General features: G+C 34.7%; 21 protein-coding genes. 20 read left to right on the top strand and 1 reads right to left on the bottom strand.

Going from position 1 to position 23523, the window contains the following annotated elements; genetic code table 11:
* The first annotated feature begins 213 nt into the window (after window positions 1–213).
* The 5 genes from colA to Q3V31_RS25255 all read left to right on the top strand — a co-directional run bounded on the left by colA (window position 214) and on the right by Q3V31_RS25255 (window position 8082).
* Entirely contained in the window at window positions 214–3111 is a 2898-nt protein-coding gene (gene colA / locus Q3V31_RS25275) for a collagenase ColA (RefSeq protein WP_329767427.1), read from the top strand.
* Window positions 3112–3424: 313 nt separating this feature from the next.
* Complete coding sequence (locus Q3V31_RS25270; RefSeq protein ID WP_000171834.1) at window positions 3425–3973, top strand: NfeD family protein; 549 nt, start codon at window positions 3425–3427, stop codon at window positions 3971–3973.
* 12 nt (window positions 3974–3985) lie between these two features.
* Window positions 3986–5560: a flotillin lipid rafts scaffold protein FloT gene (locus Q3V31_RS25265; RefSeq protein ID WP_016128652.1), complete on the top strand. Its 1575-nt coding sequence runs from the start codon at window positions 3986–3988 to the stop codon at window positions 5558–5560.
* Between the two features lie 219 nt (window positions 5561–5779).
* Window positions 5780–7390, top strand: coding sequence for an ATP-binding protein (locus Q3V31_RS25260; protein ID WP_080119844.1), 1611 nt, complete (start codon window positions 5780–5782; stop codon window positions 7388–7390).
* The gene (locus Q3V31_RS25255; RefSeq protein WP_001002006.1) at window positions 7390–8082 is read left to right on the top strand and encodes a response regulator; all 693 of its coding nucleotides are present in this window, start codon (window positions 7390–7392) and stop codon (window positions 8080–8082) included. The genes Q3V31_RS25260 and Q3V31_RS25255 overlap by 1 nt, the downstream gene beginning before the upstream one ends.
* A gap of 61 nt (window positions 8083–8143) precedes the next feature.
* On the opposite strand, the gene Q3V31_RS25250 is transcribed toward Q3V31_RS25255, so the two are convergent.
* Entirely contained in the window at window positions 8144–9448 is a 1305-nt protein-coding gene (locus Q3V31_RS25250; protein ID WP_000880481.1) for a CitMHS family transporter, read from the bottom strand.
* A 255-nt stretch (window positions 9449–9703) separates the two neighbouring features.
* On the opposite strand from Q3V31_RS25250, the gene Q3V31_RS25245 reads away from it, so the two are divergent.
* The 15 genes from Q3V31_RS25245 (at window position 9704) to Q3V31_RS25175 (ending at window position 23336) form a co-directional block, all read left to right on the top strand.
* Window positions 9704–9958 carry a hypothetical protein gene (locus tag Q3V31_RS25245; protein ID WP_001194765.1) on the top strand — a complete coding sequence of 85 codons (255 nt, stop codon included), beginning with the start codon at window positions 9704–9706 and terminating at the stop codon, window positions 9956–9958.
* Between the two features lie 136 nt (window positions 9959–10094).
* The gene (locus tag Q3V31_RS25240; RefSeq protein WP_000865655.1) at window positions 10095–10598 is read left to right on the top strand and encodes a nitrous oxide reductase accessory protein NosL; all 504 of its coding nucleotides are present in this window, start codon (window positions 10095–10097) and stop codon (window positions 10596–10598) included.
* A 290-nt stretch (window positions 10599–10888) separates the two neighbouring features.
* Window positions 10889–11761 (top strand): ankyrin repeat domain-containing protein, encoded by an 873-nt coding sequence (locus Q3V31_RS25235; protein ID WP_000287319.1) that lies wholly within the window; start codon window positions 10889–10891, stop codon window positions 11759–11761.
* A gap of 214 nt (window positions 11762–11975) precedes the next feature.
* On the top strand, window positions 11976–12656 hold the full coding sequence (locus Q3V31_RS25230; RefSeq protein WP_000672308.1) for a GNAT family N-acetyltransferase: 681 nt from the start codon (window positions 11976–11978) through the stop codon (window positions 12654–12656).
* 308 nt (window positions 12657–12964) lie between these two features.
* Window positions 12965–13531: a glycerol-3-phosphate responsive antiterminator gene (locus tag Q3V31_RS25225; RefSeq protein ID WP_016128654.1), complete on the top strand. Its 567-nt coding sequence runs from the start codon at window positions 12965–12967 to the stop codon at window positions 13529–13531.
* On the top strand, window positions 13528–14625 hold the full coding sequence (locus Q3V31_RS25220; RefSeq protein ID WP_016128655.1) for an ABC transporter ATP-binding protein: 1098 nt from the start codon (window positions 13528–13530) through the stop codon (window positions 14623–14625). Before Q3V31_RS25225 ends, Q3V31_RS25220 begins: the two co-directional genes overlap by 4 nt.
* Window positions 14625–15557 carry a carbohydrate ABC transporter permease gene (locus tag Q3V31_RS25215; RefSeq protein WP_000573577.1) on the top strand — a complete coding sequence of 311 codons (933 nt, stop codon included), beginning with the start codon at window positions 14625–14627 and terminating at the stop codon, window positions 15555–15557. Before Q3V31_RS25220 ends, Q3V31_RS25215 begins: the two co-directional genes overlap by 1 nt.
* Window positions 15554–16375, top strand: a complete 822-nt coding sequence (locus Q3V31_RS25210; RefSeq protein WP_000635943.1) for a carbohydrate ABC transporter permease — start codon at window positions 15554–15556, stop codon at window positions 16373–16375. The genes Q3V31_RS25215 and Q3V31_RS25210 overlap by 4 nt, the downstream gene beginning before the upstream one ends.
* Before the next feature lie 27 nt (window positions 16376–16402).
* The gene (locus Q3V31_RS25205) at window positions 16403–17779 is read left to right on the top strand and encodes an ABC transporter substrate-binding protein (RefSeq protein ID WP_000054806.1); all 1377 of its coding nucleotides are present in this window, start codon (window positions 16403–16405) and stop codon (window positions 17777–17779) included.
* A 407-nt stretch (window positions 17780–18186) separates the two neighbouring features.
* Window positions 18187–18891, top strand: a complete 705-nt coding sequence (locus Q3V31_RS25200; RefSeq protein ID WP_000821956.1) for a metallophosphoesterase family protein — start codon at window positions 18187–18189, stop codon at window positions 18889–18891.
* A gap of 150 nt (window positions 18892–19041) precedes the next feature.
* Window positions 19042–19713, top strand: a complete 672-nt coding sequence (locus Q3V31_RS25195) for a response regulator transcription factor (protein ID WP_001238606.1) — start codon at window positions 19042–19044, stop codon at window positions 19711–19713.
* A complete protein-coding gene (locus Q3V31_RS25190; protein WP_080119846.1) occupies window positions 19710–20960 on the top strand; it encodes a sensor histidine kinase in 1251 nt (416 codons plus the stop codon). The genes Q3V31_RS25195 and Q3V31_RS25190 overlap by 4 nt, the downstream gene beginning before the upstream one ends.
* Window positions 20961–21196: 236 nt before the next feature.
* Window positions 21197–22018: a hypothetical protein gene (locus tag Q3V31_RS25185; protein WP_000728600.1), complete on the top strand. Its 822-nt coding sequence runs from the start codon at window positions 21197–21199 to the stop codon at window positions 22016–22018.
* Window positions 22019–22061: 43 nt separating this feature from the next.
* Window positions 22062–22790 (top strand): C39 family peptidase, encoded by a 729-nt coding sequence (locus Q3V31_RS25180; RefSeq protein ID WP_000217064.1) that lies wholly within the window; start codon window positions 22062–22064, stop codon window positions 22788–22790.
* 18 nt (window positions 22791–22808) lie between these two features.
* Window positions 22809–23336, top strand: a complete 528-nt coding sequence (locus Q3V31_RS25175) for a GrpB family protein (RefSeq protein WP_016128658.1) — start codon at window positions 22809–22811, stop codon at window positions 23334–23336.
* Window positions 23337–23523: the final 187 nt, after the last annotated feature.

Raw genomic sequence — 23523 nt, 5'->3', positions numbered from 1 at the left:
GTTTAATTGTCAAAAAATTCGATTTTTATCGTGTGTAAAAGGACAGTTTAATCGCTATAGATTCATAATCATTGGAGGTTAGATAAAGGCAAGGGCGTTCACTATATGTTCAAAATGCAGGAAGAAATAATATGAAATATTGCATTTTATATTGTTGTATCCAAATTTTATGTTAAATTCTTGAATGGAATATTTAATTAGGGGGACAATGGTATGAACAAAAAATCAAAGATTAATAAAGTTATGCTTAGTATTAGTACAATGGCTCTATCGTTAGGAGCACTTCAAACTCATGCATCAGCGGAAGAAAAAGTACCGTATAATGTGTTGAAAACGAAACCGGTTGGAATTGAAAAACCAGTAGATGAAGTTGGGCATATTTCGAAAGTTGATGAAACATTATCGTTTCAAGAACGTTTACAAGTAGGAGACTTTTCACAGCGACCAGCATCTATTATGAAGAGTTCAGAAGTAAAGCAAGTTAAAGAAAGCTATTCAATGGCTGATTTAAACAAAATGAATAATCAAGAATTAGTTGAAACGTTAGGAAGTATTAAATGGAATCAAATTGCAGACTTATTCCAGTTTAATGAAGATGCAAAGGCTTTTTATAAAGACAAAGGGAAAATGCAAGCAGTTATAGACGAATTAGCTCATAGAGGTAGTACATTTACAAAAGAGGATTCAAAAGGAATTCAAACGTTTACTGAAGTGTTACGTTCAGCTTTTTATCTTGCCTTTTACAATAATGAATTAGGCGAATTAAATGAGAGAAGTTTCCAGGACAAATGTTTACCTGCTCTAAAAGCAATTGCAACAAATCCAAACTTTAAGCTCGGTACATATGAGCAAGATTCAGTCGTATCTGCATATGGTAAATTAATTAGTAATGCTTCAAGTGATGTTGAAACGGTTCAATATGCGGCTAATATTTTAAAACAATATAATGATAACTTTCATACATATGTAGACGATCGTATGAAAGGACAAGCTGTATACGATATGATGCAAGGTATTGATTATGATATGCAATCTTATTTATTTGAAACTCGTAAAGAGGCAAAAGATACAATGTGGTATGGGAAAGTAGATGGGCTTATTAATGAAATAAATCGTATTGCTCTTTTAAATCAAGTAACATCAGAAAATAAGTGGCTCGTTAATAATGGAATTTATTTTGCTAGTCGTTTAGGTAAGTTTCATAGTAATCCAAATAAAGGATTAGAGGTTGTTACACAGGCAATGCATATGTACCCGCGTTTAAGTGAGCCGTATTTTGTTGCGGTAGAACAAATTACAACAAACTATAATGGGAAAGATTATAGCGGGAATACGGTAGATTTAGAGAAGATACGTAAAGAAGGAAAAGAGCAATACTTACCAAAAACGTATACATTCGATGATGGATCTATTGTATTTAAAACTGGGGATAAAGTGTCAGAAGAGAAAATTAAGAGATTATATTGGGCTGCGAAGGAAGTAAAAGCGCAATATCACCGTGTGATCGGAAATGACAAAGCTTTAGAACAAGGTAATGCAGACGACGTATTAACGATAGTAATCTATAATACTCCAGACGAATACCAGTTAAATAGACAATTGTATGGATATGAAACAAACAACGGTGGAATTTATATTGAAGAGACAGGGACATTCTTTACATATGAGCGTACGCCAGAGCAAAGTATTTATAGTTTAGAAGAGTTATTCCGTCATGAGTTTACTCATTATCTTCAAGGGAGATATGAAGTTCCTGGTTTATTTGGAAGAGGAGATATGTATCAAAATGAAAGATTAACTTGGTTCCAAGAAGGGAATGCAGAATTTTTCGCAGGATCTACTCGTACAAATAATGTAGTACCGAGAAAGAGCATAATTAGCGGATTATCATCTGATCCTGCAAGCCGTTATACAGCAGAGCGTACACTATTTGCTAAATATGGTTCTTGGGATTTCTATAACTACTCGTTCGCATTGCAGTCTTACTTATATACGCATCAATTTGAAACGTTTGATAAAATTCAAGATTTAATTCGTGCGAATGATGTGGGAAATTATGATACGTATCGTGAGACTTTAAGTAAAGATTCTAAGTTAAATAAAGAGTATCAAGAGTATATGCAGCAGTTAATTGATAATCAAGATAAGTATAATGTACCGGAAGTAGCAGATGATTATTTAGTTGAACATGCACCAAAAGCATTAACAGAAGTGAAGAAAGAAATTAGTGATACGTTGTCTATGAAAGATACAAAAATGACAAAGCATACATCTCAATTCTTTAATACATTTACATTAGAAGGCACGTTCACAGGTAGTGTAACAAAAGGTGAGTCAGCAGACTGGAAAACAATGAGCAAAAGAGTAAATGAGGCTTTAGAACAATTGATGCAAAAAGAATGGAGCGGCTACAAAACGGTTACAGCGTACTTCGTTAATTATCGTGTGAATAGTTTAAATGAATTTGAATATGATGTAGTCTTCCATGGTATCGCAAAAGATGACGGAGAAAATAAAGCTCCGACGGTTAATGTAAACGGGCCTTATAATGGGGGTGTAAAAGAAGGAATTCAATTCAAAAGTGATGGATCAAACGACGAAGATGGAAAAATCGTTTCTTATTTATGGGATTTTGGAGACGGCAGAACAAGTAAAGAAGTTAATCCAGTACATGCATATGAAAGAGAAGGAACTTATAAAGTAGCGTTAAGAGTAAAAGATGATAAAGGAAAAGAGAGTAGAAGCGAAACAACTGTTACAATTAAAGATGGAAGTTTAACAGAATCAGAACCAAATAATCGTCCAGAAGAAGCGAATCATATCGGGCTAAACACTACTATAAAAGGTAGCCTTATCGGCGGGGATCACACTGATACTTATACATTTAATGTAGCATCAGCGAAAGATATCGATATTGCTGTTCTAAATGAATATAGAATTGGGATGACATGGGTACTTCACCATGAATCAGATATGCAAAATTACGCAGCTTACGGTCAAGCTAATGGAAATCATATAGAAGCAAAATTTAATGCAAAACCAGGTAAGTATTACTTGTACGTATATAAATATGATAATGGCGATGGAACGTACGCATTATCAGTAAAGTGAAACTATAATTAGTGGGGGTTCTGTTCATCCCCCACTGATTATTAGCCCACAAATAGCGGGATAAAATAAGTGCTTTTCCAATGTATGTTTAACTTTACTTTTTGTGGAAAATAGTATATTATATAGATATACAATATATCGGTTATTTACTAGGAGGAGCCTGTCACAATGGGTTTCTCCTGTTCTTTTTTAGAGACCTGTCTTACAGGTTTTTCTTTAAAAAGTAAATAACTGAAAATTAAGATTAATAATCTTTGAAAGAGGTGGGGCATACACATAACAAAAAAGGATTGTTTAAGAAAGGGGGATAAAAATGACCTTGTTCGGTTATCCACTTGAAACAATTTATTTATACGGATTTATAATTGCAACTATACTTACTGTTATTTATATCTTTTTTGGAGATATTTTTGAATCAATATTTAGTTTTGGAGGCGGATCTGTATCCGTTGTAACGTTGCTACTTAGTTTTTTCGCCATGTTATGTGGACTTAGTTATATAGGGGAATATTTATACTCCTATAATAGTCTCGTTATTTTCGGGGCCTCATTTGCTATATCTTTTATCGGTGTTTTCATAATGAAAATACTAATTTTAAAACCAATTGCAGAAGCAGAACAAAATACTGTCCAACGCATGGATGAATTTATCGGATGCAAGGGAGAAGTCATTACTACAATCCCTAGAGAAGGGTTTGGTGAAGTATTAATCTCCTCCCAATTTGGAAGTAATGCAATACCAGCTAGAGCAATTGGAAAAAAAGATATTTCACAAGGAACTGAGGTCATTATCGAGGGAGTTCAAGATGGTGTTTTACTTGTAAAAAACATCGCTTATTCTTTAAAGAAACCAAAATTATAAGGGGGAATTTACATGACGATTCCATTAATTATCGGTGGAGTTTTAATCGCAATTTTACTTCTACTCATTTTAGTATTCATTACAAAGTATCGTACAGTTGGTCCAGATGAAGCGTTAATTGTAACAGGGAACTGGCTTGGCGGTGGAAAGAATGTCGTTACCACTGATGATGGAAAGAAGATTAAGATTATCCGCGGGGGCGGTACATTCGTAGTTCCAATTATGCAAAGAGCAGAGCCTTTAAGCCTATTAAACTACAAATTAGAAGTTGGTACACGTGATACGTATACGAAACAGGGTGTACCGATTACAGTAAATGGTGTTTCTATTATTAAAGTAGGATCCACAATTGAAGAAGTTTCTACAGCAGCTGAACAATATTTAGGAAAAGAAACAGAAGAGTTAAAAATAGAAGCAAAAGAAGTTTTAGAAGGGCATCTACGTGCTATTTTATCTTCTATGACAGTAGAAGATGCTTATAGTAATAGAGAGCAATTTGCTCAAAAGGTACATGAAGTAGCTTCAACTGATTTGAAAAAGATGGGGCTTCGCATCGTTTCCTTTACAATTAAGGAGATAATGGATAAGAACGGTTACTTAGATGCACTTGGTCAGCCACAAATTGCAATGGTTAAACGTGATGCAACAGTTGCGAATGCAGAGCGTGAAAAAGAAGCACGTATTGAAAAAGCTCGTGCAGAGAAAGAAGCGAAAGAAGCAGAGTATCAGCGTGATGCACAAATCGCTGAAGCTGAAAAACATAAAGAATTAAAAGTACAATCTTATAAACGAGAGCAGGAACAAGCTCGCGCAGATGCGGATCTTTCTTACGAATTACAACAAGCGAAAGCGCAACAAGGTGTTACAGAAGAGCAAATGCGCGTTAAAATCATTGAGCGTGAAAAGCAAATTGAGTTAGAAGAAAAAGAGATTGCGCGTCGTGAAAAGCAGTATGACGCAGAAGTAAAGAAAAAAGCAGATGCAGATCGCTATGCTGTTGAGCAATCAGCTGAAGCTGAAAAAGTAAAACAAATTAAAAAGGCAGATGCGGATCAATATAAGATTGAAGCTGAAGCAAGAGCACGTGCAGAAGAAGTACGTGTAGAAGGTTTAGCAAAAGCAGAAATTGAAAAAGCGCAAGGTCAAGCGAAAGCGGAAGTACAAAAAGCGCAAGGTACAGCGGAAGCAGATGTTATTAGGTTAAAAGGTTTAGCAGAAGCAGAAGCGAAACAAAAAATTGCAGAGGCGTTTGAATTATATGGTCAAGCGGCAATTATGGATATGGTTCTTAAAATGCTTCCAAGTTACGCGAAAGAAATTGCAAGTCCACTTAGCAATATTGATAAAATTACAGTTGTTGATACAGGCGGCGGTGGTAAGAATAGCGGTGCCGGGAAGGTTGCAGGCTATGCGACTGATTTAATGGCAACAATGCAAGAAACGTTAAAAGCTTCTTCTGGCATTGATTTAAAAGAATTACTGGAAGGATTCGCTGGAAAAGGTGCCGTGCAACAACTATCAAATGATAAACCTGTAGTATCAGTAGTAGAAGATGAGAAGAAAGAAATAAAAAAAGATAAAGAATAGCAAGATGAAAAGAATCTCTAGTAAATGGCAGAACTACAAGTAATGATTGGTAAATTTAAAGTGTAATAACAAATATTAAGAAACGAGGTAGTAATTTTACTTCGTTTCTTTTTTTATGAAGATAAAGATAAAGAAATATATAGTAACCGTGTTATGATTAAAGGCGATAATAAAAAAACTGTATTTTCTTTAAATTCTATCTTTAATCATGTTAGGGGAATGGTTTTGAAATTAAAAAAATTAAAGCTGCAACCGAGAATTACATTAACTATTAGCACACTTATTCTTGTTGTACTGCTGTTAACAAGCTATTTATTTTACTATATACTATCTGAAACAGTAGAGGAGCAAATTGGAAAAAGAGCGTTGCATGTTGCGAAAACAGTTGCTGCTATACCAGAAATTGGGGAAGCTTTTCAAAAGGAAAATCCAGCTTCTATTATTCAGCCAATTGCAGAGAAAATTCGAATCGAAACAGATGCGGACTTTATTGTAGTTGGAAATAAAGATGGTATTCGTTACGCACATCCTATGCTTGATAAAATAGGAGAGAGAATGGTTGGAGGAGATAACACAGGGGTTCTATTAGAGGGGAAGTCTTACGTTTCGGAAGCAACGGGATCATTAGGGCCTTCATTACGAGGAAAAGTCCCAATTCGTAATCAGGATAATGAAATTATTGGCGTAGTTTCTGTTGGATTTTCAATGGATGATATTCATGGAGCGATAGAAGTATATGGAAAGCGTGTGTTTTGGATTACAATAATAGGTCTGTTAATTGGGATAATTGGCTCTATATATTTAGCAAGAAGTATAAAACGAATGATGTTTGGAATGGAGCCAGAGGAAATTTCATCTTTATATGAGGAGCATAGTACAGTTATTCAATCTGTACGCGAAGGGATTGTAGTAATCGATAAAAATGGAATGGTTAGTTTAGTAAATCAAGCAGCAAATGACATTCTTTCTTTAGATAAACGACAAAATATAATGGGCGAATTTATTTTAAATGTTATTCCTAACTCATCGATACTGGACGTACTTCAAACTGGCGAAGAACAATTTGACCGTCAATTAAATATAAAGGGACAGGATGTTATTGCCAATCGCCTACCTATTAAAGTCAATAATAAAGTAACTGGTGTAGTATCCAGCTTGCGCTTGAAATCTGAGATGGATCAATTAACAGCGGAATTATCTCAAACACGGCAGTATACAGAGGCATTGCGGGCGCAAACGCACGAATATAACAATTTGTTGTATACGCTTTCAGGACTTATTCAATTAGAGTCTTATGAAGATGCTTTAGAGCTTATTCATAAGGAAACGGCAGTATATCAAGACTTCGTTCAATTTATTATGAAGAGAATTCAAAATCCATGGCTAGGTGGAATTTTAATTGGATTTTACAATAGGGCACGAGAATTGAAGATTGATTTTGTGTTAGATAGAGAAAGTAGTTTAGAGAAGCTAAGTCCGCATATTGATAGTAATTACGTTGTTTCTATTTTAGGGAATTTGATCACGAATGCATTTGAAGCAATTGAAAGAAATCAAGATCATGATAAGAAAGTAAGAATGTTTGTAACAGACATTGGGGAAGAAATATTAATTGAAGTAGAAGATTCAGGACAAGGTGTTCATGATGAAATAATTACAAGTATATTCTATAAAGGTTTTTCGACGAAAGTGGGCGAAAAACGTGGATATGGATTAGCAAAAGTAAAAGAGTTAGTAGAAGATTTAAACGGGAGTATTGCGATTGAAAAAGGGGATTTAGGTGGTGCTTTATTTATCATTGCATTACCGAAAGAGAGAGGCGAATTGTAATGAATGAGGGGATTGAAGTATTGATTGTAGAAGATGATATTCGGATTGCAGAGATTCATCGGCGTTTTACTGAAAAAATTGATGGGTTTAAAGTGATTGGGACGGCAACGACTGGGGAACAAGCGAAGGAATGGTTAGAATTTGTGAAGCCACAGCTCGTTTTATTAGATGTATATTTACCTGATATGCAAGGGACTGAACTCGTCACATATATTAGGCATAATTTACATGATACAGATATTATTATGATTACAGCCGCATCAGAAACAGATGTAGTGCGGCATGCTTTACGAGGCGGAGTAACAGATTATATCGTAAAGCCGCTTACATTCGATCGATTTAAAACAAGTTTAGAAAATTATCAAAAAAAGATTACGCAATTAAAGAAAAGCGCTCAATTATCACCGGAACAAATTGAACATCTATGGTCTCAAAGAGGTGTGCAGGCAAATCATATAGAATACGCCCCGAAAGGGATAGATCCATTAACGCTAGCAAAAATAAAAAAGCATATGCTGACTGTTAATGAAGATGGAATTACTGCAGAGATGTTAAGTTCAATGGTAGGTGTTAGCCGATCAACAGCGAGGCGCTATTTAGAGTATTTAATTTCTGGAAAGAAAGTGCATGCAGAGCTTATATATGGAAGTGTGGGGAGGCCAGAAAGAAGGTATTTCCGTGTTTCTTCATAGTATGTTTCCATAAAAAAACAGTAGAGGATTACATTTCTCTACTGTTTTTTTGAATCTCATCTTATATTGGAATAATCCCAATTACAATTCCAGTAATCAACATAACCATTGTCGTTCCAACAGCCCAAAGTAAAGTAAAGCGTTGGTGTTCACCAAAATCAACTTTGGCCATTCCGACTAATAAATAAGTGGAAGCGACGAGAGGGCTTAGTAAGTGAACAGGTTGCCCGAGTAATGAAGCGCGTCCCATTTCAGCTGCACTAATTCCGTAAGCAGCAGCAGCTTTTGTTAAAATGGGTAGTACACCGAAGTAAAAAGCATCATTGGACATGAAAAATGTGAACGGCATACTAAGAAGAGCTGTAATAATTGGTAGTTGTGGTCCAAGTGCATCTGGTATAAGAGTCACTACACTTTGAGCCATTGCATCTACCATTTTTGTCCCTGATAGAATACCAGTGAAAATTCCAGCGGCAAATACGAGAGAAACAACGGCTAATACGTTTCCAGCGTGAGAGGCAATACGTTCTTTTTGTTGTTCCAAGCTTGGATAATTAATCATCACCGCAATAGCAAAAGCGACTGTAAATAACACAGGTAACGGCATAACTTCTAGTATGAGACAGACGAGTAGGGCAACAGTTAATAAAAAGTTAATCCATAGCAGTTTAGGACGTTTATGTACTGCAGCTTCGACTGTTGCAGCTTGCTCATCCATTGTTTGCATTTGTTTTAAATATTGTACATCCATAATTCCTAAACGTTTCCTTTCCTTTTTTCCAAGGTAGTAGGCAACGAAAACAACCCAAATGGCACCAGCAATCATTCCTGGTATAAGCGGTGTGAAGAGCTCTGATGCATCAAGTCCAAGAGCACTCATAACCCGAGCGGTTGGTCCACCCCAAGGTGTAAGATTTGTAACACCTGCCCCTAACATAACAACCCCAGCTAATATAAGTGGATTCATCCCAAGACGTTTATATAGTGGATACATTGCGGAAACTGTAATCATATATGTTGTTGTTCCGTCACCATCTAATGAAACGATAATAGTAAGAATAGCTGTACCAACAACAATTTTTAAAGGATCTCCTTTTACAAATTTTAATATTTTACTAATGACAGGATCGAATAAACCGCTATCAATCATAATTCCGAAATATAAAATGGCGAACATAAGCATAATGCCAGTAGGTGCTAGCTTTTGAATTCCTTCTAACATCATAGGGCCCATATTGGCATAAAAGCCACCAATTAATGCGAAAATAATTGGAACTAATATTAATGCTACTAGTGCAGACATACGTTTCGTCATAATCAAAAACATAAAGACAAATACCATTGTAAATCCGAGTAATGCTAACATGTAATCTCCCCCTCAAAAAAATGATTACGCTTTCAAAATAAAATAAAAATTCAGATAAAAGGTTTTTTGTTTATAATAAAAGTTTCAATCTGAATGGTAAATAATTTGAAAAATAACATCATTAGAAGCATAATCTTTATTTTGATCATTTTGTTCACAGGGTAATTTTGAATTTTTAAAAAGATAAATGCCTTCGTACAAGAATGGTAGAATAAGATGGAAATAGCGAAGCGTGAAGTAGGGAGTAGATTTTGAATGCAAACAAGAATAGAAGAAATTTATAGTTCGTGTAAAGGAAAAGTAGAGGAGATTTTTATTAATGAATCCTCTTACGTATATGAATGGGAAAAGTTAATGATGATCCGAAAAAGTGACGGTGAAATTGAAAAAATCGCAGTAGGTATTAGTGGGAATATAAGATTAGTAAATGTAGAAGTTGGACAAAACATTGATACGGACACATTATTAGTTAAGTTAGAAGATGATTTATTAATTACTGGTTGTGAATGATGAGGGATGTGTAGAAGTAACTGCACATCTCTTTTTTGTTCCATATATTACAAAAAGAACATTATTTTTTCACAAATCTCACACAACCTTTTGGTATTCTTTTCGTGGAGTATACGGTTTCTAGGGAGGAATATTGATGAAGGTAAAATATGTCGCACTTGTTATATGTTTATGTTTCATATTTACGATAGTAGGATGTGGGAAAAAAGAACTAACAGCTGTTGCGATTAATGAGAAAAATGATAAGTGTGATATTTGTCAAATAGGGGTAATGGATAATCAATTCGCAACAGAAATTATTTTGGAGAATGGAAAAGCGTTAAAGTTTGATGATATCGGTTGTATGTATAAATGGATGGAGATCAATTCAGGTGAAAAGACGAAAGAAAAATTTGTTCGAGACTATGATTCGAAAGATTGGGTTTCGTTAGAAGATGCCACTTACGTATATGATAAAACAATAACGACACCAATGGCTTATAATGTCATTTCATTTAAAAATAAAAAAGATGCAGAGAGCTTTGTATCTAACTATAAGGGGAAAGTTCTTTCATATAAAGAGCTAGCGGAGCATAAATGGGAAATGAATAAAGAGATGATGGGGAAACCGAAAACAGGAAATCACGGTGGGCATCATTAATAATAGAAAAAGACAACTATATAGTTGTCTTTTTCTATTATTACTCAGGTGCAAATATAGAAAAGGTGTAAAATTTTTAGAAGAACGGTTACAATGGAATATAGTAACCTAAAGCAATCATTTATGTACTTTTTAGAAATGTATACAAATGCGGTAAAAACGTGCTAAACTAATTGCTTCATAATGTTAATGATGAGGCCATCAGGCGTATCATTCCAATAGGTTGAGAAACATCGATATAAGTTTAGGATAATCCGATTAAAGAAGGAATCTAAAGGGCTTATGGATAAATGTATTCAAGAAGAATTATTGTATGTGATGGAGGAATGGTTAAGAAAACATTATCTTTCATAGGAGCTGTAGTTGTGAGAAAACAAAAAATTTTATTATGTATGTTATTAGGACTTTTAATGACGGTAGTGGCTTGCGATAAGCAAGAGGAGCCAGAATCAAAACCGGTTCATGTGAAAAACGAAAAGAAAAAAGAAAAGCATAAAGAACAGGAAGAATCTAAAGAAGAAAAAAGTATAAATTTAATGGACAAACAGTTGCTACTTTCTGCGACGCTTGGAGACACAGAAACAGCTATGAAGCTGATCCAAGATGGAGCGAATATCAATGTAGAAGGTGACAACGGAGAAACGCCTGTCCTTGCAGCGACGTATCAAAATCATGTAGAGACAGTTAAAGCATTAATTGGTGCAGGTGCTAATATTGAAATTAAAGATGAGAAACAAAGCAATCCACTTCTTTCTGCAAGTAGAGAAGGATATACGGATATTGTAAAAGTATTAATTAATGCAGGAGTTAATACGAAAGAAACGACTAAGTCAGGTGGAACAGCACTTATTTCTGCATCTGAGCGTGGCCATGTAGAGGTTGTTAAAGAATTATTAGAGCATACAGATATTGATGTGAATTATAAGAATGAACGTGGTGGAACAGCTTTATTAGAAGCAATTGTATTAGGAAATGGTAGTGAAAGTCATAAGAAAGTAATTCAAATGCTTATTGACCACGGGGCAGATGTAAATATGGCCAATAAGGAAAATATTACGCCGCTGCAATATGCTGAAAAAAGAGGTTTTAAAGATATTGCGAATATGTTGAGGATAGCTGGAGCGAATGAAGTAGTACAGCCGCAACCACAACTGGCGGAATAATAAGCTGAATAAAAAAGTACCAAATAATCCCATTTAGATAGACAGAATGAAGAAATCAGTTAGTATATGATGGATTCAGTAATGTGTATTTGAATGGGATTTTTGTTTTGAAAAAATTATTTAAAAAGAGGAATAGATAAGGAATTCTTATGTGCGTATTCTATAAAGCTTTGCTAAATGGAATTTATATACATAGTAACTAAGGAGGCTACAAATGAAATTTTCAGAACTTGAGTTAATAGCAATTCAGGCAGAGGTTTTATTTGTTCATAATCAAGTAGGAAGAATAAAGAGTGTAAATGAAAATGGAAATCTGAAAGCGCCGCGTTTTTTTCTTGGCCGAACACGTGAAGGGAATATAACGAGATATCATTATAACCTGGATAGTGAAATGATAAGTAAGATTGAGAAATTAATTCGAGAACGCTCAAATCACATAGAGATAGCAAAAATCATTAAAGTATTAAATGAAGAGAGAACGGTGGAGAATATTTGGATGGGTCCTGCTTTCATGTTCCCTAATAATTTACATAAACCAACTAGAACAATACAAATAACAGAGAAAAATAAAGAGCTTTTGCGAGAAAATTTTTCTAATCTAATAGAACAGATGGAATGGAAGAAACCTTATTTTGCAATTGTAAAAAATGAAAAGGTAGTTTCTATATGTTGCAGTGCCAGAAGTACACCCGTAGCTGCTGAGGCAAGTGTGGAAACTTTAGCGGAGTTTCAGGGGAATGGATATGGTGCTGATGTCGTTACAGCCTGGGCAATATCAATACAAGAGGAAAAGCGCATTCCGCTTTATAGTACTTCTTGGGATAACTTTGCTTCGCAAGCAGTGGCAAGAAAACTAAAACTCATTAATTATGGAATGAATTTACATATCGATTGAATTTTAAACATCGTTGTGTTCTGTTGGTTTATATTTATATATCCGGATTATTGTAAATCATGATGTGGTGAATATTAACATTCGGTTAACACCTAATTAACAATCTATCAAAACTGACTTAATAAATGCGTAATATAGTAAAGGTAACAAAATAACTAGGGTAGAGAACATTTGAGAACACCCGCTTACATATAACGTGCCGCTTTCTTAAGTGTGCTCTATTCCCTAGAGTTCAAATAAGGAGAAAGGTGTTCTATGTAAGTAGGTGTTTTTAGTTTGGATAAAAATAGAAAAGCTAGGTGGAATGAATGTTTGAAGAACTTTATATAGCGATGATAAAGGATTGGAAAGGGTACAAAACATACAAAAAATTACCGAAAACAGTTTTTCTTATGACGGGTTCAATGCTGGAGTTACCAGAGCGTGTATACGAATTACAGAAACATGGACATGATGTATTTCTTCATTGTGATTTTATACAAGGTTTAAATACGAATACAGAGGAAGCTCTTTTGTATATTCAAGATGTTATCGGAGCACAAGGCATTATTTCAACAAAAGGTTCGACAATTCGAAATGCCAATAAAATTGGATTAAAAACGATTCAACGTATTTTTATTGTCGATACTTTATCTCTTACAAAATCAATTGAAAATTGTAAAACGACTAAACCGAATGCAGTAGAGATTATGCCTGGTATTATGCCTTCAATTATTAAGCAGCTAGCAGCGGAAATAGAATTTCCCATTATTGCAGGCGGATTGATTCAAACGCGGGAAGATGCGGAAATTGCCATTCGTGCAGGAGCAAGTGCGATTTCAACGAGTCATTATGAAGTATGGATACAAGAAGAAAAAAGGAGTGCAACCTTGTGATCGAATTGAAAGATGTTTCAAAGGTATATAAAAATGCGGAAGAGACAGCGGTTAAAGACGTATCAGTTCATATTAAGAAGGGAGAATTTTTTGTTTTAGTTGGACCTTCGGGATGTGGAAAAAGTACATTACTACGAATGATCGCTGGCTTAGAAGAAATCTCTTCGGGAGATTTAATGATTAATGAACGTGTTGCAAATGATTTAGAGCCGAAAGACCGTAATCTATCAATGGTATTTCAAAATTATGCATTATATCCACACCTAACTGTAGAAGAAAATATTTTATTTGGACTTAAGGTAAGGAAAGTACAAAAAGAAGAGCGACAAAAACGATTAATGGAAGCCATTGAAATGGTAGGACTGAAAGAGTATGTGAAAATGAAACCGGGCCAATTATCAGGCGGGCAAAGACAGCGTGTTGCGCTTGCCAGGGCGATCGTGAGTCAAGCACCGATTTGTTTAATGGATGAACCACTTTCGAATTTAGATGCGAAATTACGTGCGCAAATGAGGATTGAAATTAGAGAAATTCAGCAAAGACTAGGAATTACGATGATTTACGTTACTCACGATCAAATAGAAGCGATGACTATGGGAGATCGTATCATGGTCTTAAATAAAGGAAGTATACAACAAGTTGGAACACCTCTTGATATATACAACGAACCAGCAAACGAATTTGTTGCAAGTTTTATAGGTTCTCCTTCTATGAATATAAATGATGGAAAAATGGATAAAGAAAAAGGCGTATTACATATAGGGCAATTGCAAATTCCATTATCTATTGGACAGTTAAAGCAATTACCAGAAGGAACAATTCGAATCGGCATGCGGCCTGAGCATATTGCATTGTCTGAGGAAGGACAAGAAGTTACGCTGCAATCTGTAGAAGTATTAGGAAATGAATCTATATTAAACTTTGCGGTAAATGGAACAACTTGGAGTGCGAAAGTCATTGGACAGTTACTCCTGAACAAAGGTGACAAAGTAAAATTATTATTCTCGCAAGAAAAACTATGCTTCTTTCACCAAAATACGAATGAACGATTAAAAGTGGTGGCTGAAGAAGAGTTGAAAGTGGTGGCGAAATAATGATTGAAGTAGGTAAGTTACCAGTTCAAACAACAGTGTCAAAAAAGAAGAGTTTATGGGGCAGAACGAAAGATTTAAGAATAGGATTATTGTTTTTGGCGCCATCTATTTTGTTATTTTCAATTTTTCTTTTCTATCCATTGTTTAGGACGATCTACTATAGCTTTTATTTAACAGATATACACGGAGAAGCTAATCTTTTCGTTGGTTTAGAAAATTATCAATATTTATTTTCTGATCCTGCTTTCTACAAAAGTATAAAGTCAACTTTATTATTTGTTTTATATACAGTGCCTACTAGCATTGTATTCGCCTTATTTCTTGCATTAATTGCAAATGAAAAAGTAAGAGGTATTGGATTGTTCCGAGTTCTTTTTTCTTCAACGATGGGAATATCAGTAGCTGCTAGTGCAGTGATTTGGCTATTTTTATTTCATCCAAGTGTAGGGTTATTTAATAATATATTAGCCTCTATGAATCTTCCTGCAATCGCATGGTTAACGAGTCCAGAATGGGCACTGTTTTCTGTATCGGTTACAACGGTTTGGGTGAATACGGGATTTGCATTTTTAGTTATATTAGGTGGTTTACAAAATATTGATACGTCTTTATATGAGAGTGCATCTATAGATGGTGCCAGTTATTTGTATAAGCTTCGCCGCGTTACATTACCGATGCTATCACCAACTTTATTTTTTATCGTGACAGTAACGTTAATTAGTGCGTTCCAAAGCTTTGGACAAATTGATATTTTAACGCACGGTGGACCAAATGATGCAACGAATTTAATTGTGTACTCGATTTATAAAGAAGCATTTGTGAATCATCAATTTGGAACAGCAAGTGCACAAGCGATGGTATTATTCGTTTTCATTTTTATTGCTACATTGATTCAATTCAAGTTTGCTGAGAGAAAGGTGCATTATAAATGATCGTTAAACAGTGGAAACAAAATTTCCTATTATACATGCTGCTCATTATTAGTGCAGTAATGGTGTTTTTTCCTGTACTCTATGCGTTTTTAATAAGCTTTATGACACCAGATGATATTCAAATGAGAAGGTTATTTCCGACCCAATTTACTTTCGATAATTTTATTAATATCTTTCAAAAAGTACCGCTTTTTACATACTTGTACAACAGTTTAATTGTATCGACGATTGTTATGATTGGACAACTTATCGTATCCAGTTTAGCAGCTTATGCTTTTGTTTTTCTTCAGTTTAAAGGAAGAAACATAATTTTCTTCCTGTTTATTTCAACGATGCTTATTCCGTGGGAAGCAACGATGGTGCCGAACTTTTTAACGATTCAAAACTTTGGTTGGATCAATAGCTTTGCTGGGATGACAGTGCCATTCTTTGCAACAGCTTTCGGTATTTTCTTACTACGTCAACATTTTATGACACTTCCGAATGAACTGAAAGAAGCTGCTTTTATTGAAGGGATTGGAAATGTAAGGTTTTTATTCAGCGTTGTAATTCCGTATTGTAAAACGAGTTTTATTACGCTTGGAGTATATAGCTTTTTAACAACGTGGAATATGTATTTGTGGCCGCTCTTAGTAACCACTGATGAAAAAGTAAGAACGGTTCAAATTGGTGTGAAGCAGCTTCAATCTCAAGAAGTTGCAACTGATTGGGGCAGTGTAATGGCCGGTGTTACGGTTATCGTCATTCCAACGTTGATTTTACTATTTTTAGGGCAAAAGCAATTACAACAAGGATTAACAAAAGGTGCAATTAAATAAGCATACATAGGAAAAGGTGGGATTGAGATGAGTTTATTGAAAAAAAGTGCTGCTCTTTTAATGGCAGCCACAATGGCATTAACCGGGGCAGCTTGTTCAAATAGTAAAACAGAGGGGAAACCTGAAGCGCAGGCAAAAGTAGCTCCAGTTGAAAAGAATGGTGATAAAACTGTAATTCGTTTCTGGCATGCAATGGGTGGAAAAACACAAGGTGTACTAGATGGGCTTGTTGCAGACTATAATAAATCGCAGAATAAATACGAGATAAAGGCAGAGTTTCAAGGAACATACGAAGAGTCTTTAACGAAGTTTAAAACGATGTCTGCAACGAAAGAAGCGCCAGCTCTTGTTCAATCGAGTGAAATTACAACGAAGTATATGATTGATAGCAAAAAGATTACGCCTATCGATAGCTGGATTAAAAAAGATAAGTACGATACATCGAAATTAGAAAAAGCAATTACGAACTATTATTCAGTTGATGGAAAAATGTATTCTATGCCGTTTAATTCATCTACACCAGTATTAATTTATAATAAAGATGCTTTCGCAAAGGCTGGATTAGATCCAGAGAAAGCTCCGAAAACATATGCGGAGTTAAAAGAAGCAGCGAAAAAGTTAACGATTAAAGAAGGCGGAAATGTAAAGCAGTATGGATTTTCAATGCTGAATTATGGTTGGTTCTTTGAAGAATTGTTAGCGACACAAGGTGCTTTATATGTAGATAATGAAAATGGTCGTAAAGATGCTGCACAGAAAGCAGTATTTAACGGTAAAGAAGGTCAAAAAGTATTTGGGATGTTAGATGAATTAAATAAAGCTGGTGCGCTTGGAAAGTATGGAGCAAGTTGGGATGATATTCGTGCCGCGTTCCAATCTGGACAAGTTGCTATGTATTTAGATTCTTCGGCTGGTGTTCGTGATTTAATTGATGCATCTAAGTTTAATGTAGGCGTTTCGTATATTCCGTATCCAGAAGATTCGAAACAAAATGGTGTTGTTATTGGCGGTGCATCATTATGGATGACGAATATGGTTTCAGAAGAAACGCAACAAGGTGCTTGGGACTTTATGAAATATTTAACGAAGCCAGATGTACAAGCAAAATGGCATACAGCAACAGGATATTTCTCAATTAATCCAGATGCATATAATGAGCCGTTAGTAAAAGATCAATACGAAAAATATCCACAGCTAAAAGTAACAGTAGAACAATTGCAAGCGACGAAGCAATCTCCAGCAACTCAAGGAGCATTAATTAGTGTATTCCCAGAATCAAGAGATGCAGTTGTAAAAGCATTAGAAGCAATGTATGACGGAAAGAATAGTAAAGAAGCTTTAGATGAAGCCGCAAAAGCAACAGATAGAGCAATTAGTATTTCAGCTCGTACGAGTCAAAAATAAGAGAAAGCCGCATCCTTTTTCAGGATGTGGCTTTCTTTATTGGGAGATAAGGGATCAAAAAAATGATGAAGTCTTATCTCTTTTATATGAGTAAAGGGTCTAGAATGAATTTTGTCCTTTTCATTATTTGTTTAACTCCATTGCAACCTGTTTCCCATTTACAAAAACCTCTGCCACCGCTACTACAACTTCCATCACTTTTTTCATATCTCATCTCTCCTTGTTTTTTGTTTCATTTCTTACTTTTAGTATAAGGAAATACAGTAATTGCAACCATCGAATTGGATGACATGAGACTTACATTGTTGTAAGGATAATAGTTTTAGTTTGTAATAAATGTGATTCAGAAGTTTCTGTCGTTTTGAATTATAATTAGAAAGAGAATGGTTTAGAAAGAAGGGGATAATATGAAAAGAATTCTTGTTATTAGTGATATTCATGGAGAAATAGAAAAGTTCGAACAATTATTGGAAGAAGCTCACTACGATGCAAAACAGGATCAACTAATTTTGTTGGGGGATTATGTAGATCGTGGCCCGAATGCAAGTGCTGTCATTGAAAAGGTAAAAGAGTTAAAAGAAGAGGGAGCCTTCGTTTTAAAGGGAAATCATGAAGATATGATGATTAAGGCGTTAACGACAGATGAGGAACGTTCATGGAACCATTGGGTAAAAAGGAATGGTGGAGATAAAACGTTATATAGCTATGGATTTGTAGAAGAAGACATTGCGGTTAAGGAGGAAAACTTCCAAAAACCGATTTTACAATCTCATATATTAGAGGAACATGTAACGTTTATTCAAGGATTAGATCATTACATTGAAACAGAAGAGTATATCTTTGTACATGCTGGTGTTGAGCCAATGAAACAAGTTTCTGAATCTGAACCATACACGTTAATGTGGATCCGTAATGAGTTTCATAGTGGATATAGTGGCAAAAAGTTTGTTGTATTTGGTCATACGGAAACAAAAACGCTTCATGGTAGTGAGAATTGTGGAGTATATTTTGGCAGTAATCGTATTATAGGAATTGATGGTGGTGCGGTTTATGGTGGTCAGTTAAATTGTTTAGAATTGCCGAGTAAAAAGGTGTATGTAGTAAAAAATTGAAAGGGATAAGGGAAATCTTATTTCTTTCAATTTTTTATTAAGCAAAATTTAAGGGAGAGCTTTTATAATAAATCTTCCAAATTTTATATCGAGAAAAACGTTAAAATGTAATTATAAATAGAATTGAACTATATGGTGGAAGGTGAGAATATGCGCTTACTTGTAGTAGAAGATAATGCTGCTTTATTGGAGTCTATCGTACAAATTTTACGCGATGAATTTGAAGTGGACACGGCAATCAATGGGGAAGATGGCTTGTTTTTGGCATTACAAAATATATATGATGCAATACTACTTGATGTCATGATGCCAGAAATGGATGGATTTGAAGTTATTCAAAAAATACGAGATGAGAAGATTGAAACGCCAGTTTTATTTTTAACAGCAAAAGATTCTTTGGAGGATCGAGTAAAAGGGTTAGATTTTGGCGGAGATGATTATCTCGTTAAGCCATTTCAAGCGCCGGAATTAAAAGCGAGAATTCGTGCTTTATTACGACGAAGTGGTAGTTTAACAACAAAGCAGACAATTCGTTATAAAGGGATTGAACTGTTTGGAAAAGATAAAGATGCACAAGTAGATGGACAAGCAATTAAGCTGACTTTAAAACAGTATGAACTTCTAGAGTACCTCATTCAAAATAGCGGTAAGATTTTAATGCGTGAACAAATTTTTGATCGTGTTTGGGGATTTGATTCGGATACAACAGTAGCCATAGTAGAAGTGTATGTTCATCATTTACGTAAAAAATTAGAACCATTCGGTTATCAGAAAGATATTCAAACTGTTCGTGGTATTGGATATATATTAAAAGAACAATGAAAAAGGGAAGTATGTTTCAAAAAACACGCATTCGTTTGACTATAGTAAATTCATTAGTTTTCATCGTATTAATTGGGGTATTAGGCAGTATAATTTATTTATACACATATAATCGAATTTATGGTGCAGTAGATAAATCATTTGAAAAAATAATTGAATATAAAGATGGGGTTAAATCTAAGAATCCTCCAAAGGGAGGCATGAAAAATATTCAAATTGGGGATCCAAGAGTCATGAAGTTGTTCTGGAAAGGAAATACAATCTCAATGGATGAGAAAAACCCTAGATTTTTCTCTATTTTTACAGAGAATATTCCAGCTTTTGCGCCAAAGAAATTAGGAGTTCTTCAGGATATAGAAGTAAAGGGGCATTATTTCAGAACATTAGCGTTTCAGGATGATGGACAAATTGTGCAAATCGTACGCGATACAACAGCCGAAAAAGAAATGATAAATACTTTATTTTTAATTCTCGTTATAGGTTGCAGCATAGGAAGTCTATGTGCAATAGGAATCGGCTTTTTCCTAGCGGGGAGAGCACTCATACCGATTCAAAATTCATGGGAGAAACAGCAGCAGTTCGTTTCGGATGCATCGCATGAATTAAGAACACCACTTGCGGTTATTCAATCAAAAACAGATGTATTATTCCAGTCACCATCTGCAACGATAGAAGAAAAGGCGATGGATATTTCTACAATTTCAAAGGAATGTAGACGGCTATCAAAACTAGTTAGCAATTTATTATTGTTAGCACGTTCGGATTCTAATCAAATCGAGATGGATAAGAAAACATTTGAAGTGAATAAATTGTTAGAAGAAATAGTAGATCCATATAAAGAGATTGCTTCTTATCAAGAAAAAGAGATGATATTAAAAGTAGAACGTGACATATCGTTTATTGGCGATAGAGAGAGAATTCATCAATTGATGGTCATATTGCTAGATAATGCAATGAAGTATACGAATGAAGGTGGACATATTCAAATTACTTGTATACAAACGAGTGGTTCGATTCGCATACAAGTGAAGGATAACGGGATAGGAGTTAAAGAAGTGGATATTCCAAAGTTATTTGATCGTTTTTATCAAGGAGATAAAGCAAGAAGTCCATCAGAAGGAGCGGGGTTAGGTCTTTCAATCGCTAATTGGATTGTAGAAAAGCATTATGGAAAAATATCGGTAGAGAGCAAATGGGGAGAAGGAACTTGTTTTGAAGTGATTTTCCCAAAAAATCAAAGATTATAAGTGAGAAGACGACCTTGTTTTTACAAGGTCGTCTTTTTTTAAGGGAAAGTTAAGAAACAACTTGTATCATGTATTACATCATGGAAACTTGTAATAGAAAGAGATGTTGGAGTAGATATTTTTGGATGAATTAGATGAATCATACTGTTATTTTTAACGGTGATGAAGTTGATGTATAGTATTAAAAAAATTATGGGAAAGCTGGAAAAAGAAAGTGTGAGAGGGAGGAAGAAGTCTTGAAAAAGAAAATGATGACGGTATTCACTATTGGAGTAATGAGTGTAAGTATATTAGGGGGGGCCTCTCCTTCTGGAACACCAAAAGGAAAGATCGATTACACGCAGCGTAGTAAAGAACAATTAAATGATGGGAAAATACATGCAATGCATACAGAAGAAAAAGCGGAAAAATTAGGAATTGAAACGGATGGGAAAGAACAAATTACGTTAGAAAAGGAAATTCATGAAACGGAAGTAGGAAGAGAAGCAGAAAAATTAGGTATCTCGGTAGAAGGAAAAGATGTTGGAATTCTTTCAGAAGAAATTTATGAAACAAAAGTGAGGCAAGAAGCGTTAAAACTAGGAATATCTATAGAGAATACGTCGATTGTAAGTTTAATTGATCAAATTAATAAGATTAAAATTAATAATGAAGCAGAAAAGCTTGGTGTTTCAATTGAAGGAAAAGAAGTAGAAGAAATTGAGGAAGAAATCTATGGAACGAAAGTTAGAGAAGAGGCAGAAAAGCTAGGTATTGCTCAACAAGGAAAAGAGATGGAAGAGTTAGCGCAAGAAGTGTACGAACAAAAAGTGCAGGAAGAAGCAAAAAAATATCATATTGATTTATATGGCAAAGATATATATCAAGTATTAAGAGAAATCAATGAGCAAAAGGTAATAGAAATAGCAGATGAGCTGGATATGGATAGAGCGAATTTGAATATTCAAGATTTGGCGGAGAAGATAAATCTTGAACAACCTGAAAAGGGAAAAGAGCTTAAGTTTATTCCTATGGTTCAAACAGATGCTGATGCGTTTTATTCGTATTTAACGAATTAAAAAGGGCGTGAGGGTGATACGAAAATGGAAGTGGTATATATGTATGACCGTACTTTGTATAGGGATATGGGGTGCATATACAAATGGAATTACAAAGTATGTGGAGAAAGTAAAGGGGTTACTATTTTCAAGTATACAAAGTCAAAAACGAACAGAGTTTAGTAATAACGATGAAAAAGTCATGTTATCAAATGTGCCTTTAATTCAACAATTACCAGAGTTAGATAGAGGCTGCGAAGTAACAAGTTTAGCGATGATGTTACAATATGCGGGTGTTTCTGTAGATAAGATGAAATTAGCGAGTGACATCAAAAAGGTAAATTTTTTAGACGATGGTGTAAGAGGAAATCCGAATGAAGGATTTGTGGGGAACATTTATACGTTTTCTGAATCGGGATATGGTGTATATCATGGACCACTTTTTCAATTAGCGAAAAAATATTTACCGAATGAAGCTGTGGACTTAACAGGGAAGAGTATTGAAGAACTTTATAAGAGTGTAAGTAATGGGCAACCGGTAGTAATGATTACGAATGCAACATATGCACCGCTAGATGAGGATGAATTCATTATATGGGAAACAAATGGTGGAGATGTTTCTATTACTTATAATGAACATTGTGTTGTTCTTGTTGGATATGATAAGGAGTCTGTATATATTCAAGATCCACTTAACGAAAGCCCGAATATCAGTGTATCGAGAGAAAATTTTGAAAAGGCGTGGGTACAAATGGGGAGCCAAGCGATTAGTTATGTGAAAAGCTCAAAATAAATTAGGGGGAAAAGGGGGATGGACTTAGGAATAACGGGTGACGAAATTAAGTTAGTGAGTTATACAGATGAGTGGAAAAAAGAATTTTCTAAAGTGAAACATGAAATACAAGAAAATATGCATATAGAGGCGAATCGTATTGAGCACATTGGCAGTACGACTATTGAAGGTATGGTATCCAAGCCAATTATAGACATATTAGTAGCTGTAGATGATTTAAATGCAGTAGGGAAATCTATTATAGATGGTTTTAAATCTATAGGATTTTTACGATTAAAGGTGGAGCGACCTGGTGAAATTATCTTTGCAAAGTTTACTGATCCTTCTTTTCAAAAACGTACACATTATATTCATTTAGTAGAGTATGAAAAGGGGATTTGGAATAATTTAATCTTCTTCAGAGATTATTTGAATGCCAATGAGGAAGCGAAAGTGGAGTACAAAAATTTTAAATTAGATTATGCTAAGAAGCATTCGGTCGGGATAAAGAAGTACACGGATCATAAAGAAAGTTTTGTGAAAGGTGTTTTTAAGAAGCGAAAATGATATGAAACAAGAGAACTTCTATATGGGGTTCTCTTATTTTGTAAGTTAATCTTTTTAAAAATAACTAAATATGCAAAAATGCATAATTGAGCAAAATAATACATGTTATTATTATGTATTGTTTTCTAAGTTGTTGAAATAACGAAGAGTGCAGCGGCTGTAGAAAAATAAGTTAATTTGATGGAAG

This window comes from Bacillus nitratireducens, from assembly GCF_036320425.1.
In the GTDB taxonomy this organism is placed as follows: Bacteria; Bacillota; Bacilli; order Bacillales; family Bacillaceae_G; genus Bacillus_A; species Bacillus_A nitratireducens.
The sequence above is the reverse complement of the archived record's forward strand: the minus strand, read 5'-3'. Positions and strand labels throughout refer to the sequence as shown.

Excerpts from the sequence above, each read along its gene's own strand:
- colA (WP_329767427.1), top strand. The coding sequence starts at position 214 with ATGAACAAAAAATCAAAGATTAATAAAGTTATGCTTAGTATTAGTACA.
- Q3V31_RS25270 (WP_000171834.1), top strand. The coding sequence starts at position 3,425 with ATGACCTTGTTCGGTTATCCACTTGAAACAATTTATTTATACGGATTT.
- Q3V31_RS25265 (WP_016128652.1), top strand. The coding sequence starts at position 3,986 with ATGACGATTCCATTAATTATCGGTGGAGTTTTAATCGCAATTTTACTT.
- Q3V31_RS25260 (WP_080119844.1), top strand. The coding sequence starts at position 5,780 with ATGGTTTTGAAATTAAAAAAATTAAAGCTGCAACCGAGAATTACATTA.
- Q3V31_RS25255 (WP_001002006.1), top strand. The coding sequence starts at position 7,390 with ATGAATGAGGGGATTGAAGTATTGATTGTAGAAGATGATATTCGGATT.
- Q3V31_RS25250 (WP_000880481.1), bottom strand. The coding sequence starts at position 9,448 with ATGTTAGCATTACTCGGATTTACAATGGTATTTGTCTTTATGTTTTTG.
- Q3V31_RS25245 (WP_001194765.1), top strand. The coding sequence starts at position 9,704 with ATGCAAACAAGAATAGAAGAAATTTATAGTTCGTGTAAAGGAAAAGTA.
- Q3V31_RS25240 (WP_000865655.1), top strand. The coding sequence starts at position 10,095 with ATGAAGGTAAAATATGTCGCACTTGTTATATGTTTATGTTTCATATTT.
- Q3V31_RS25235 (WP_000287319.1), top strand. The coding sequence starts at position 10,889 with ATGTATTCAAGAAGAATTATTGTATGTGATGGAGGAATGGTTAAGAAA.
- Q3V31_RS25230 (WP_000672308.1), top strand. The coding sequence starts at position 11,976 with ATGAAATTTTCAGAACTTGAGTTAATAGCAATTCAGGCAGAGGTTTTA.
- Q3V31_RS25225 (WP_016128654.1), top strand. The coding sequence starts at position 12,965 with ATGTTTGAAGAACTTTATATAGCGATGATAAAGGATTGGAAAGGGTAC.
- Q3V31_RS25215 (WP_000573577.1), top strand. The coding sequence starts at position 14,625 with ATGATTGAAGTAGGTAAGTTACCAGTTCAAACAACAGTGTCAAAAAAG.
- Q3V31_RS25210 (WP_000635943.1), top strand. The coding sequence starts at position 15,554 with ATGATCGTTAAACAGTGGAAACAAAATTTCCTATTATACATGCTGCTC.
- Q3V31_RS25205 (WP_000054806.1), top strand. The coding sequence starts at position 16,403 with ATGAGTTTATTGAAAAAAAGTGCTGCTCTTTTAATGGCAGCCACAATG.
- Q3V31_RS25200 (WP_000821956.1), top strand. The coding sequence starts at position 18,187 with ATGAAAAGAATTCTTGTTATTAGTGATATTCATGGAGAAATAGAAAAG.
- Q3V31_RS25195 (WP_001238606.1), top strand. The coding sequence starts at position 19,042 with ATGCGCTTACTTGTAGTAGAAGATAATGCTGCTTTATTGGAGTCTATC.
- Q3V31_RS25190 (WP_080119846.1), top strand. The coding sequence starts at position 19,710 with ATGAAAAAGGGAAGTATGTTTCAAAAAACACGCATTCGTTTGACTATA.
- Q3V31_RS25180 (WP_000217064.1), top strand. The coding sequence starts at position 22,062 with ATGACCGTACTTTGTATAGGGATATGGGGTGCATATACAAATGGAATT.
- Q3V31_RS25175 (WP_016128658.1), top strand. The coding sequence starts at position 22,809 with ATGGACTTAGGAATAACGGGTGACGAAATTAAGTTAGTGAGTTATACA.